Source organism: Botrimarina colliarenosi, assembly GCF_007859955.1.
Classification (GTDB): Bacteria; Planctomycetota; Planctomycetia; order Pirellulales; family Lacipirellulaceae; genus Botrimarina; species Botrimarina colliarenosi.
Window position 1 is genome coordinate 69,695 of record NZ_SJPR01000001.1, and the last position, 13,759, is coordinate 83,453.

9 protein-coding genes are annotated in these 13,759 nt (G+C 67.1%); 7 read left to right on the forward strand and 2 right to left on the reverse strand.

The genetic code is table 11. From position 1 onward, the window contains the following. Nucleotides 1–13: 13 nt before the first annotated feature. Complete coding sequence (locus Pla108_RS00280; RefSeq protein ID WP_197526101.1) at nt 14–1,399, reverse strand: serine hydrolase domain-containing protein; 1,386 nt, start codon at nt 1,397–1,399, stop codon at nt 14–16. 229 nt (nt 1,400–1,628) lie between these two features. Here Pla108_RS00280 and Pla108_RS00285 point away from each other — a divergent pair, with 229 nt between their 5' ends. The 5 genes from Pla108_RS00285 (at nt 1,629) to Pla108_RS00305 (ending at nt 8,564) form a co-directional block, all read left to right on the forward strand. Continuing rightward, nucleotides 1,629–2,765, forward strand: a complete 1,137-nt coding sequence (locus Pla108_RS00285) for a hypothetical protein (protein ID WP_146441341.1) — start codon at nt 1,629–1,631, stop codon at nt 2,763–2,765. Between the two features lie 233 nt (nt 2,766–2,998). Further along, on the forward strand, nt 2,999–3,751 hold the full coding sequence (locus Pla108_RS00290) for a YebC/PmpR family DNA-binding transcriptional regulator (protein ID WP_146441343.1): 753 nt from the start codon (nt 2,999–3,001) through the stop codon (nt 3,749–3,751). A 134-nt stretch (nt 3,752–3,885) separates the two neighbouring features. Further along, nucleotides 3,886–4,368 carry a hypothetical protein gene (locus Pla108_RS00295; protein WP_146441346.1) on the forward strand — a complete coding sequence of 161 codons (483 nt, stop codon included), beginning with the start codon at nt 3,886–3,888 and terminating at the stop codon, nt 4,366–4,368. Nucleotides 4,369–4,498: 130 nt separating this feature from the next. Beyond that, the gene (locus Pla108_RS00300) at nt 4,499–6,313 is read left to right on the forward strand and encodes a hypothetical protein (RefSeq protein WP_146441348.1); all 1,815 of its coding nucleotides are present in this window, start codon (nt 4,499–4,501) and stop codon (nt 6,311–6,313) included. A 268-nt stretch (nt 6,314–6,581) separates the two neighbouring features. Next, complete coding sequence (locus Pla108_RS00305; protein WP_146441351.1) at nt 6,582–8,564, forward strand: hypothetical protein; 1,983 nt, start codon at nt 6,582–6,584, stop codon at nt 8,562–8,564. A 189-nt stretch (nt 8,565–8,753) separates the two neighbouring features. On the opposite strand, the gene Pla108_RS00310 is transcribed toward Pla108_RS00305, so the two are convergent. Continuing rightward, nucleotides 8,754–11,135 (reverse strand): peptidase, encoded by a 2,382-nt coding sequence (locus Pla108_RS00310; protein WP_146441354.1) that lies wholly within the window; start codon nt 11,133–11,135, stop codon nt 8,754–8,756. Between the two features lie 338 nt (nt 11,136–11,473). Here Pla108_RS00310 and Pla108_RS00315 point away from each other — a divergent pair, with 338 nt between their 5' ends. Together Pla108_RS00315 and Pla108_RS00320 are read left to right on the forward strand one after the other, a co-directional pair. Then, a complete protein-coding gene (locus tag Pla108_RS00315) occupies nt 11,474–11,992 on the forward strand; it encodes a hypothetical protein (RefSeq protein WP_146441356.1) in 519 nt (172 codons plus the stop codon). A gap of 282 nt (nt 11,993–12,274) precedes the next feature. Beyond that, nucleotides 12,275–13,684 (forward strand): HD domain-containing protein, encoded by a 1,410-nt coding sequence (locus Pla108_RS00320; protein ID WP_146441358.1) that lies wholly within the window; start codon nt 12,275–12,277, stop codon nt 13,682–13,684. Nucleotides 13,685–13,759 lie beyond the last annotated feature (75 nt).

Here is a 13,759-nt window from a genome sequence, read left to right on the forward strand (position 1 = left end):
CATTCGCCATGCTTCAGTCGTCTAGCTTCTCAGCCAGGTCGGCTTCGGCCGGATCGGCGAGACCGAGCACCTCGCGCATCACGCGCTCGCCCAGCTCCTCGATCAGGGCGTCGTCCCAGGTCAAGGGCCCTTCGGGACCGGGCGGGACGCTGTTCATCAGCACAACGACGGCGCGCCGGCTCTCGGGCATCCACTGGATCGTCTGCCGAAAGCCTTTCGTGGCGCCGCGGTGCGAGTAGCGGGGCTCACCGAGTCGTTCGTCAACCATCCAGCCACAGGTGAACTGCCGCCCGCGTTGGCTGTCGCCAAACCCGTCATTGTTGGGCGCCGGCGCCCCGCACGGCTTGAGCCAATCGTCGTACGCCTCGTCGGAGAGCGGCAACCGTCGGTCATCAATCGCCGCGAACAACGCCTGCAAATCGTTGAGCGACGTGTAGAGGGCGCCGTCGCCGCCGAGCCGGGTGTACGCGCCTTGGTCCTCCTCGTGCCACGCGAGAGGCCCATCGACGGTCCCAACTTGCGCCTGCAGCAAGACGATCTGTCGCTCCAACGCCTCGTTCGGTTGCTGCTGTTGCAGGGCGAGTCGGTCGCGCAAGTCGATCAACTGCTGGAGACGCATCCGCGACTGGGCGACGTTGGCCGTCGCTCCCGGTTGATGGCCGAAGGCGCGGTGGGGGATTTGGTTCAGCCCTTCGACGAACAGGACGCTCTCGGTCATCCCGGCGGGCACGAGCACCTCGTCCTGTAAGTAATCGGCGAAGGGGCGGCCGCTCGCCTGTTGCACGACCAGGCCGAGCAGCACGTAGGCGGTGTTGGAGTAGATCGTCTGCCCCTGACTCGGTAGCGGGGATCGCCGCGAGCGGGCGACGGCCCGCAGCACGTTGAGGTCGGACGCGTCAGGGTTCTGGTTTTGGTTGATGAGAGAGTGGTAGGCCGGGAGGCCCGACGTGTGGTCGAGCATCGAGCGCACCGTGACCGGCCGGTAGGCTTCGGGAAGGCCCGGGAGCCATTCGAGGACCGAGTCGGTCAGGTTGAGGGCGCCCTGGTCGGCGAGCTTCAACACTGCCGCAGCGGTGACCACCTTGGTGAAACTCGAGACGCGGAAGTTGGTGGCCGGCGTCATAGGGAGGGGGTCCGATTCGCCACGCTCCGCCAGCTGGCGGACTCCGAAGCCTTGCTTGAACGCGACTTCTTTACCGTCCGCGTCACGGCCGAGGACCATCACCGCGCAGCCTACGTGCGGCGGCAGCAATTGCTTGACCCGCTGGTAGGCCGTTCCACCGGGCGGCTCGGGGGGAATCGTGACCGTGATGTCATCCGACTCGGCGCGAGCGACTGACACGATCAGCAGGTTGGCTGCAGTCAGCAGCCACGCGGCAATACAGCAGCGCGTTGGCATGGCGACTCCGTGAGGCTCTGGATGCAGGGGTGAGGCTCTGGATGCGGGACGGCTTCCCGACATGCTACCAGACCCGGGGCATGGCGCACGGTTTGCTTCTGTGGGGGGGCTCACGGCGCCGACGACGCAGGACCACGTCGGCCCGCCCGAATACCAACCAGGCTGCCAGCCGTCCGAACGGATTGGAACCGTTCCGGCCAGCCGTCCCCGACCGAAGGAGACTTCAGAGATGAGAATGACCATTGGCCTCAGTATGGCGTTGGCGATGATGCTCGCCTCACCGACGCTCGCCCAGCTAACCTCTAGCCCGAAACCAGCCGGTGAGATTAACCAGGCGAACGACGCTCTCAACCGTTCAACCGACGCCGCGCAGCAGTCGGCGGACAACGCCAGCAACGCCGCTAGTGACGCTGCTGATAGGGCGACGGAAGCGTCTTCGGACCTAAAGTCGAACGCCGAGGAGCAGTCGGCAGACGTGGCGGAGGCCGCGGATAGGAACGTCCAAGAGGCGTCCGACAACGCTCAAAACGAGGCGCAGGGCGCCTCGGATTCCGTCGAGTCGCAGGCTCAAGAGGCGTCGACGAAGAGCAACTCCGATAACGAAGACGCATCGAACAACACGGACCGTGACGAGGATTCTCGCAACGCAGAGGACAATCGCGTCACCAGCGACGCGGGCGACCAATCGTTCGGGAACGTGTCGCAAGATCAACTGAACGCCTCGTGGCGCTTCGTCGAGCGGGATGGCGCTTGGTGGTACCGGACGCCGACCAATGCTTGGATGGTTCGTCAAAACGGCGAGTGGCGTCCCTACCGCTACACCACCGGATACCGCGGCGCGACGCCGGCGGTTTACGACGGCGGGTACGACACATCGGGTTCGCAGTCGGGCGCCAACCAGTCCTACAACGGACAGCAGCAAGCGGCGTGGCAGGAACAGGGCACGGCGAACAGCCAATACGGCGCTCAGCCCGTGCAATACCAGCAGCCCCGCTACGGCCAAACGAGCCAGCAGGGCGCGGTTGGCACGAAGGAGTGGATGTGCATCGACGGCCGGATGCGTCTGGTGACGGTTGTCGCCGTGAGTTCGTCGAACTCGTCGGATTCGCAGCCGAGTTACGAGCCGGCGCCCGCGGCGCCCGAGTCGGCGGCTTCGCGCGAGGGGAGCGACCAGTCGGCTAATGAGCAGGACCGGGTCGCGAACCGGTCGCAGCAGTTGACCCCGCCGCCGATCCCCCAGCCGAGCGATTCGCAGGATCAGCGGGCGAGTGACCGCCCCGAGGCCCCCTCGAAAGAGCAGATGCGCCAGGGCGCCTACGGCGACAATTCTGGCGAAGCGAGCAGCAAGTCGAACGACGAGGAGTGAGTCCCCAGCCGTGATGCTTCGCAACTAGATTGACGACACTTCGATAGCCGACGACGAGCCGCTGGCCCCGGCATGCCCCCTCCCGGGCGTGCCGGGGCCTCTTTCGTTGGCGCCGTGATGCCTTGCGGGGGGCGGTCTGGCCAGAGAAACTAACCGATTCGCCGGAGCACAGGGCGCCAACGCCCGCCGGCTTGCCCCCGACTCGCTAGCAACCTAACCCCCTACCCCTCGTCATGGCCGGACACTCCCACTGGGCTAACATCGCGCACAAGAAAGCCGCCATCGACGCCAAACGCGGGAAGGTGTGGAGCAAGCTGAGCCGGGCGATCATCGTGGCCGCCAAGATGGGGGGCTCCGACCCCGACACCAACATCAAGCTCCGCTACGCGATCAACGACGCCAAAGCGATCTCGATGCCCAAGGACAACATCGAGCGCGCCATCGCCAAGGGGGCCGGCGAGGCGGGAGGCGACAACTACGAAGAGATCGTCTACGAAGGGCAAGGCCCCTCGGGCGTTATGGTGATGGTTGAGATCCTCACCGATAACCGCAACCGCACCGCCCCCGAGATCCGCAAGATCTTCGAGAAGGGGGGCGGCAAGCTCGGCGCCACCGGCTGCGCAGCGTGGATGTTCTCCCGCAAGGGGATCCTCACGATTCCCGCCGACCAGACCGACGAGGAGTCGCTCATGGAAATCGTCCTCGAGGCGGGCGCCGACGACGTGTCGCTGCAGGGCGACGTGTTCCAGGTCACCTGCCCGGTCGAGGCGTTCAACGACCTGTGCGCGACGGTTGAAGCGGCCGAGGGCCTGACCGCCGAAAGCCAGTCGCTGGGGTACCTCCCGAACGACACCGTGACGCTCTCGGGCGACGACGCCCAAAAGGCGATCCGCCTGATGGAAGCCCTCGACGACCACGACGACGTCCAGAAGGCGGCCGCCAATTTTGAGGTCGACGAGGCGACGCTGGCGGCGATGGGCGGGTGAGTGATCCATCATAGAATTCCTCCGGTGCGCGTTGATTTCTCCGAGCCAATAGGTCAAAACACCTAGGCACAGGCGGCCACGTTTCCCTCCCACCTCCGCCACCCCGACCTTCCCCAGGTCGGGACCCCGCCGATATGCCCGCCTCTCCCGTTTGGACCGCCACAATGGCGGTTGTCTGCTCGTTGATTGTCGCTACGCCGACGCTAGCAAAGTCCCCGCGCCAGCTTCTGCCTGCGGGGGAAGCTCGTCCGCTGAACGGCCCGCTGACTAGGGTGTCGCTCGCGGACTTCGTCATCGCCGAGCCCGTATCGGGCGCGGCGTTACGCAGGGCGCCCTGGTGGAGCGAGGTGATCGGCAAGCCGCGGGTCAGCTCCCCGAGTCCCCTCGGCGCCTGGCTCGCCTTCCGGCTCGAGGAGGAAGAATCCCTGGCCAGCCCCGGCGACGCCGCTCTGCCGTCCGGCGGCTTCTCGTTGCGGGTCGGAAGGTCCGACGACCCGCTGCTGATCGACTTGATGGTCGAGCAAGACCCCCCTTCGACGCGGCTTTCGTCGCGGATCACGCTGACCCAATTCGGGCCGACTCCCCGCTTGCTGACGAGCCTCGGCGACAGCTGGTAACCGCCTCGAGACGTTATGGCAGGGGGCGACTCCCCGCGGACAATCCCCGCGGGGGATGGCTTTCGCGCGGGCAGCGCCTACTGTTCAGGTAGTAGAAGTCGGCTCCCTGCCTGTCACTTCCCGGAACGGTATGGCCAATCGCGACACGCTCGGCGGCGTCATCCATACGTACCAAAAGTACGACCCGGTGAAGTTCCCCTCGGCGCGGGACGCCGGCGAGGGGCCCGACATGGTGTCGGCCGCGTTTGAGCACGCCCTGATGTTCGGCGAGCGGCGCGAGCTCACCGAGGAAGAACTGGCGCGGGCGATCCGGCTCGACCCGTCGCAGATCGCCGGGCTGGGGCCCTCGATCGACGCGTTGCGGGCGATGCTCGAGGAACGCAAGCGCAAGATCCTCGAACGATACGAGACCCGCAAAGCCCGCAAGCGCGCCCACAAGGCGCTGCACGGCGCCGCGAGCGAGGTGAAGCCGCCCAAGCAGTTCGCCGACCGCTTCCGCCAAGCGATCAAGACCGAGCAGCTCCGCGACCTCGAGCGGCTGTGGTACGCCACGGGGGACGACAGCTCGCCCTTCGCGCGGCAGCTGGTGCAGCTGCTCGATCGGATGAGCGACAAGTACGAGGTCGAGGAGCTGATCGCCAAGTACGCGTTCACCGGCGCCGAAGCGATGACCGTGCCGCAGGCGCTGGAGGTTAAGGAGGAGCTCGAGAAAATCGACGAGTTGCTCAAGCAGCTCGAGGAAGCGGCGAAGACGGCCCAGATTGGCCTCATCGACATGGAGATGCTGAGCGAGTTCGCCGAGCCGGGCGACGTCGACCAGCTGTCGGCAATGCAGCAGCAGGTACAGGACTACCTGCGCGAGGTCGCCGAGCGGCAAGGCCTCGAACAGTCGAAGCAGGGGGGCGCTTTCAAGTTGACGCCCAAGGCGCACCGCGTCTTCCAAGGGAAACTTCTGCAGCGCCTGTTCAGCGATCTCGAGGCGAGCCGCACCGGCCGTCACCAGGCGGACCTGACCGGGGAAGGCGCCGTCGAGACGCAGCGCACCCGGCCGTACGAGTTCGGCGACTCGGTCGCCAACATGGACGTCGTGAGCACGTTCACCAACGCGCTGCTGCGCGAAGCGGCCGAGTCACAGCGCAGCAACGCCCACGCAGGCGCCGGTGAGCCCCCGGCGTCAGTCGGGGGAGGGAACGACCACGCCGTTCCGACGACTCGCGTCGCCGGCTCGCCGAGAGGCTTCCGCCTCCGCAGCGACGACATCGTCATCCACGAGACCCGCAACACGCCGAAGGCGGCCACGTCGGTGGTCATGGATATGTCGGGCTCGATGCGCTACGACGGGCAGTACATCAATGTCAAACGGATGGCGTTGACGCTGCAGGGGCTGTTGCGGAGCGAGTATCCAGGGGACTTCTTGTCGTTTGTCGAGTGCTACTCGTTCGGCAAACCGGTCGAGGCGGGCAAGCTGCTGAACCTGATGCCCAAGCCGGTGACGATCACCAATCCGGTGGTGCAGTTGCGGGCCGACATGAGCCGCGACGACATCTCCGAGTCGATGGTGCCGCCCCACTTCACGAACCTGCAGCACGGGCTCTCGATCGCCCGGCGGCAGTTGTCGGTCCAGGACACGCCCAACCGGCAGATCGTGCTAATCACGGACGGCCTGCCGACCGCCCACTTCGAGGGGGAGGTCCTCTATCTCTTGTACCCGCCCGACCCGCGGACCGAGGCGGCGACCCTCCGCGAGGGGATGCTCTGCGCCCGCGAAGGGATCACCATCAACCTCTTTCTGCTGCCCAGTTGGTCACAGACCGAGGAGGATGTCCGCTTCGCCTACCGGCTGGCGGAATCGACACGGGGGCGGGTCTTTTTCACCGCCGGGCGTGATTTAGACCGGTATGTCGTGTGGGACTATGTCTCCCGCCGCCGCGAAGTGCTTGGCTAAGTGGGGCGACGCGGTCGGCTTGCCCCTTCGCCAGGGGGCCGGCGGGGCGGTAAACTTTGCCTAGCCGTCGGGGGCGACGCGGTCGTATCCCACGGCAAAGCCGGCCGAAGCGGTCGCCGAAATGCCGACAGGCGGCGAAGACCGCGCTTTGCCACCGCACGACGCTAGCGGACCTGTCCGATACAGAGGGAGCCCCTTGGCTTTCATTCAGCGATTAGACACGTCCTTCCTAGGCCCCGACGCCTCTCCCCCCGGAGTTGCCGCTCACATGCCAGTTGTTTTGCTCCGCCGAGTTACTTCTGTTGTCTTCGCCGGCCTGCTCCTGGCGTTTGCGCCGGCTGCCGACGCCGCCCCCAATGCGTCCCAGGCGTTCCCGGCGGAGACCGTTGGCTTCGTCGCCGCCGACAACGCCGTTGACCTCGCCGACCGCTGGTCGCGGACCCAGGTCGGTCGGCTCGCCGACGACCCGACGATGCGGCCGTTCGTCGATCAGGTCCAGCGACGCCTGAACAACCAGTTCGGCGCGCTGGAACAGCGGCTCGGCGTGACCATCGAAGACTTCCGCGCCGCCGCCACCGGCGAAGCGGCGATCGGCGTCGTGAAATCGACGAGCAAGAAGCAGCCCGGCCGGGTGGTCGCGCTCATCGACGTCACCGGGCGTGAAGCCGAGGCCAAGGCGTTGCTCTCCAAGATCGACAAGCGGCTCGTCGAGCGGGGCGCCGCCAAGAGTCAGTCGGGCGACGTGACGATCTATCAGCTACCCGAGGACAAGAAGGCGAAACTGCCGACCCGGACCGCCGCGGTCTTCCATCAAGCGGGCCGCCTCGGCGCCGCCGAGGGCGAGCAACTCGCCGTCGACCTGCTCGCGCGGGTCCGCGGCGAAAAGGTCGGTCGAGTGCTCGCCGACGTTGACTCGTTCCAGCAGACCCAGGCCCGGGCGCGCAAGGCGGCCGGCCGCACGACGACCAGCATCGCTTGGTACGTCTCGCCCTTCGAGTACGAAGCGGCGACGCGCGAGCCCCCCGCGCCGGGTGACCTCCCCGACAAGAAGGGGACGCTGACGATCCTGGCCGAGCAAGGCTTCGACGCCATTACCGGCGTAGGCGGCTTGGTGAGTGTCGCGACGACGCCCGAGCGGGACTTCGTCCACCACACGTTCATCTACGCCCCGCCCAAGCACGGCTCCGCTAACAAGCCGGCGGCCCAGAAGTACGACCTCGGCATGCGGATGCTCGAGCTCCCTAACGGCGTCGAGCGGTTGTCGGCTGAGAACCCGCCGGTCGAGATGTGGGCGCCGCGCCAGGTCGCGACTTACAAGACGGTCCACATCGACGTGGCGAACGTCTTCGAGCACCTCCCCACGACCTTCGACGCCCTCAACGGCTACGAGGGGGCGTTCCACAACATCCTGGCCGGCCTCGAGAAGGACCCGTACGGGCCGAAGATTGACGTCAAGAAGGACGTCATCCCGCACCTCGGCACGCGCGCCGTGGTGATGACCGACTACACGCTGCCGATCACGCCGGAGTGCGAGCGTTACTTGTTCGTGATCGACGTCGACAACGAGGCCGCCCTCCGCGAGCCGATCGACCGCTGGCTGAAGAGCGATGGCGCGGAGCGGAAAGAACTCGACGGCGTTCCCTACTGGGAGATGGTCCCCGAGGACGAGGCGCTCGCGCACGACGACCTCGACCCGCTCGTGCCGCTTGGCGAGCCGGTCGGGACGGCCCGTGGCGAACGCGAAGAGCGGGTCCTGCGCCGCGCTGCGGTCTGCCTGCACAAGGGCCGGCTAGCGATCGGGTCGGACGCCGACTTCCTCCGCCAGGCGCTGTTTGGCGTCTCGACGGGCGAAACGCTCTCGGCGAGCCCCGACATGCGGGCCACGATCGGCGCCCTGGCCGACATCGCCCCCGGCGAGCGCTGCGTCTGGACGTTCACCCGCAACGACGAGGCCTTCCGTCCGACCTACGAGTTGGTCCGTGAAGGGAAGATGCCGAGCGCCCAGACTTTCTTCGGCCGGCTGCTGAACCGAATGATGACGACCGAAGAGGAGCGGGAAGTGGGCGAACTGCGTGAGCAGAAGATCAACGGCCAGCGGCTCCCGTCGTTCGAGTTGGCCCGGCGCTACTTCGGCCCCTCGGCACGCAGCGTCCGCAGCGAAGGCGACGGCTGGGTCGTGAGCGGCGTCCTGCTGAGCAAGGCGCCCGGCACCGATAGCGCCGCGGTCTCGGTGGCGCGGAACTCGCGCTGACGCCGAGCCCTCCATCTTATCCCCTTCCCTTCTAGGGAGGGGCTAGGGGAGGGTCAGCGACGTCGATCGGAGTTGTGTTCGGCGAAGTCGATTCGTCCCGATGCCAGGCACCGCTCTAGAAAGTTCTGTCGTAACGGAGAACGCTCACCCTCCCCCGGCCCCTCCCTGAAAGGGAGGGGGGTAGAGCGCTTACGGCGTCGCGACTTTGGCCCAGTAGGGCCGCTTGCGGTCGGCGCGGGTACGGGCGTCTTCGAGCAACGTCCGCACGTCGGGATCGATCCGGTCGCCACGGGGGACGAGGCGTTTGCCGTTGTGTTCGATCTCGATCGGTTCGTCGAAGTTGACGAGCTCCGGCGAGAGCCAGACCGTGATCCGTTCGGCGGCGGCGAAGACGCCGAGTTTGTTGCCGCTGAACTTACGGCCGCGGATCGAGGTGGCGCGGACGCCCCGCTCGGGGGGCCATTGTGCGGGGGCGACCATCGACTTCTCGGGGAGGCCTTCCGCCTCGACCCACCAGAAGTAGTTGTCCCACGGCCGCATCGTGGAGCATTCGAACTCTTCGGGCGCCGCGCCGCGGCGTTTACGGCCCATCCAGTCGAAGGCCATCTGGATGTCGTCCGACAGCGGGTCGTAGCCGCGGCCGCGGTACTCGACAACGGTTGTGTCGAAGCGCGGGCGGAGGTAACGGTCGAGCTCGCGCTCGCTGCGGGCGATCTTATTGTTGTCGAGTTCGCCCATCACGATCCGCCACGGAACGAACTGGGCGTTCTTCCAGTACCAGCCAAAGTAGCTGTCGACATCCGCGACGCCGAGGAACGGCAGGACGCCCGCCCAGACGTCGGGGTGCGCCAGCGCCAGGTCCCATGCCAAGTCGGCGCCGGCGCCGTGGCCGGTGACATAGACCCGGTCGGAGTCGATCGCGACGCGCCGCATCGCGTCGCGGAGGGCGACCAACACCGCGGCGTGTTCTTCGGCCGTGTAGCCATAACGGAGTTGGTCGCGCTGGAACCAATCGACGGCCACCACGACGTAGCCGTGGCGCGTCGCTTGGCCGACACGGCCGACGCCCGGGCGGACGCCGCCGGCCCAGAAGTCGACCTGGGCTTCGGCCGCGACACCGAGGTCAGCGAGGGTCAGGATCGTGGGATAGCTCCGCAGCGGGTCGTACTCGGGCGGCAGCTGCACAACCCAACGCACGCTCCGTTCGCCGACCTGGACATTCCGCTCGAAGAAGCCGGGCGTCGTACCGGGTTCGCCGTCGGCAGGGGGCGCGGGGGCCTCGTTCTGTAGGCTCGTCTCGGCGACCGGTGGCGGCGGATCGACGAGCGGCAGTGGCGGCTCCATGCGGGCGATGAGCTCGGCGAGCTTGGGGACCTCGGCGCCATCGGCGTCGCGGATCGCCAGATAGGCCGACTCACGCTGTTTGGGATCGCTCTCAGCAAGATAGCGCCGGACGTTATCGCGGATCCGCACCAGCGACAGCGCCGTCGGCAGCGAATCGACCGAATTATTCGAGCCGAGCAGCCAGCCGCTGATCGCGACGGCGGCCAATTCTTCGGCGCCCAGCGCGTCGCCCGTCGCGAGCTGACGGAACGCGGTGAGGCGGTCGTCGGTGGCGGGGCTGAGCCGCGCCCGGATCTCGGTTGCGATCCGCTCGGCGACCTTTTGGGCGGCCGGCTCGGCGAGACGGCCGGCGGTGGCGTCGAGTCGGTCGAGCAGGTCGGCCCGTTGGTCGGTCGCGAGCTGGTCCTCGTCGAGCAACTCACGGACGCGCTGCAGCGTGTCGCCGGCGACGCCGTCGGCCGGGAATCGTTCGAGCAGGGTCCGCGCCAGGTGATGCTGTCCGGACGTCTGGCGGAGCTCGATCTCGTCCAGCAACGTACGCGACGCGAGCTCACGGAGGCGGCGGAGGTTGTCGTCGATGTCGGCGTCGACAACGCCGGCCCGGCCTTTGAAGTCGTTGCGGATCGCTTCGAGCTCGTGGGCCGCGTCGCGGTAGCGCTCCGCCTGCAGGTAGAGCCGCACCACCTGCATCCGTTTGTCGAAATCCTCGCGGGGGATGGCGTGGGCGAGGATGTGGTCGAGGGTTTCGCGCGGCAGGCTGCTGGTCGCCAGCCGCATGTCCCAAAGAAAGCTCCGCGGGTCGGCGCGGAGGCCTTGGACGCGGGTATAGACGGGGGTCACCTCGGTGACGCCCTGGATGACGGTGATCGCGCCCTTGTCGCTGGGCAGCTCGATGATGCGGCGGCCGTAATCGTCGAAGGGGGTGATCCGCGACGCCGCGCCGATGACCCCGAGCGACGCTCCCCGTTTGGCGTCGTTCTGCCAAACGCGGATCCGGACGCCGTCGGTGTCGCCCTCGTCGAGCACCTCGCGGACAGCGGTCTTGTGCACATAGGTGCGACGGAGGCCGTCCTCGATAACGAGGAGGGGCGTCGTGCGGATCTGCCCGGCCGACGAACCGGGGACGAGCGGGTCCTCGGCGACGCCGGCGGTCTCGCCGAGCTTGCCGGTGAGGATCCGGCCATCGTTCAGCTGCAGGGTGGCGGCGGAAGCGAGGGACGCCGTCATCGCTACGACGACTCCCAGCAGGGGCGCCTCCAGCAGGGGGACGCTGCACCGATTCAGCCGCCTTACGATTTTTTGAGAGTCGATCGGCCTCGGGCCCGAACGCGCAGTACGTTTTAGATAGGCCATAGCTTTGAGGGTTAAGGGGCCGTGGGGCCCTGCGATCCCGGCGCGAAGGCCTTTAACGGGAGGAGCAACAAGACATTCTCGGCCGCTGGGGGCGGGGGTCAAACCTCGTCGCGCCGCCGGCCCGCATTCCGTTGGCGATTGTGTCGACGCGGCCGCTGTGATCGACGTAACCGTCACGACTATCCGCTCTCTGTGCTACCGAGGACTCGATGATGTCCAAACCGTCGCCGCTCGCCGCCTCCCGAAAAACCACCCACCAAAAGCACTCGCGAAAGACGCACCGATCCAAGTCGTCGTTGGCCGCCCCCCCGCTCGTGCGGGCGACGGCGGCGCTCGCTTGGTTCGTCGCGGCGCTCTGCTGTCTGCACGCCACGACGTTGTGGCACAGCAAGACCGGCGAGTTTAGCGACGTGGTGTACTTCCTCGGCCTGGGCGGCGGCGCCGCCTATCTCGGTATGACGCTGCCGCGACGGGTCGTGTCGGCCTGGCGCAGCTGTCGGCAGCTCGCCGCCGCGACCGGAACCATCAACATGGTGATCCTGCCGAGCCTCGTCGTGGCGGGGATGATCGGGATCGGCTACCGCCTCTGGTTGGGGGTCGATCCGGCGGTGGCAGACTGGGTGACGAAGCTCAGCGCCGCCGCCGCCGCGACCGCCATTCCGTGGGCTTTCTACCACGTGCTGGGCGACGTCCGCGTCCGCACCTGGTTCTGCGCGGTCGACTGCCGCTAGGGAGACCTCGTCCGTTGTTGTTTTACCGCGGAGTTCGCCGAGGACGCGGAGGGATTCACTTCGTCGGCGTCTTAACGCCACTACCAAGGGGACACCGCCTTTATTAAGAGCTCCGCTGATCCTAGGGCGGTTTTCTCAGCGTCCTCCGCGAACTCCGCGGTGTATCGCTTTCCCCGCGGCTTCGCTCTCAGCTGCCAGCGGCGTGGTTCCCTGCTGCCGGCGGCTTGGCTCACTGCTGCCGGCGGCTTGGCCTCCCGCTGAAAGTCGGTGAAAATCGCGGGGATGAAGGACTTCACCCGCGAGAGCCTCGTCCACGACCCGGTGCACGGCTACGTGCCGTTCGTCTCGGTCGTCCCGGACGGGGAGACGAGCGAACGGACGCTGCTCGACCACCCCTGGCTGCAGCGCCTTCGGCAGATCCACCAGCTTCAGACCGCTTGGTGGGTCTATCCGTCGGCCGAACACACCCGGTTCCAGCACGTGGTGGGCGCCATGCACATGGCGAGCCGCGTCACCGACGTGCTCTACGAGAGCCTGCACGAGGTTTGCGGGGGCGACGTCCCCAGCCGCCACGCGGTCGATTGCCTCTGCCGGATGGCGGCCCTGCTGCACGACGTGGGGCACGGCCCCTTCGGACACTTCTTTGACGCCCACTTTCTCAAGCCGCACTACGGCCTGACGCACGAGACGCTCGGCGCCCACATCGTGCGCGAGGAACTGGCCGACCTGCTGCGGGGCGTCCGCGAGTGCCCCGCCGGGCGGATGGCCGACGGCGAGGCGATCGACCCCGAGCACGTCGCGATGCTCATCCAGCGGCCGACCGCCAACGACGCGAACAACTGGCCGCGATGGCTCGTTCTGCTGCGGAGCCTCTTCTGCGGGCTCTACACGGTCGACAACCTCGATTTCGTGCTGCGTGACGCCTACATGACCGGCTACAGCACGCACGCGTACGACTTGGAGCGACTGCTCCGGTACAGCTTTTTCAGCGAACGCGGCCTGACGATCCATCAGAAGGGGGTCGCCGCCCTGGTGAAGTTTATCCAGACCAAGAGTGAGCTCTTCCGGGCCGTCTACTTCCACCGCACCGTGCGAGCGATCGACAAGACGCTCGAGGGCCTGTTCCGCGACAGCCGCGAGTTGCTCTTCCCCGGCGACCCGCGCGACAATCTCGCCGCCTACCGGCAGTTCACCGAGTGGTCGCTGTTGATCGACGTGTCGCGGTGGAGTTCGGCCGACGACCAACGCCAGCGCGAGCTCGGCATGCGGTGGGATCGTTTGCTCGAGCGACAGGTCGACTGGATCGCGGTCGAAGACCGCAACGTCACCTACAAGCCGGGCGAGTCGGAACAGTCGAGCCTGTTCAGCGACGCCTCGCTGCTGGAGCACGCCATCCGCAACCGGCTGCCCGGCGGGATGGAGGACCTGCCGATGCAGATCGACTTGCCGCGACACATCTACCGGCCCGACGCCCTCGCGGCGACGGCGGGTCAGAACTTCCAGTTCAAGCCCTCGACCGGCAAGATCTATCCGCTGACCGACGACCAGCTGTTCCAACAGCTGCCGGTCGCCCATCGGGCGTGCCGCGTCTACCTGCAGAAGAACCACCCGAAAGAGCACGCCGCGGCGGTTGGCGAGGCGCTCGACGCGTTGGTCGGCAGTCGCAGCGAGGACGACCTCACGAACATGTAGGAGATGAGTGGATGTCGAGCCAATGACGCAAGCCGTCGGGGTGCTTCGATCGGCGAGAGGTTTGTAAATCGCATT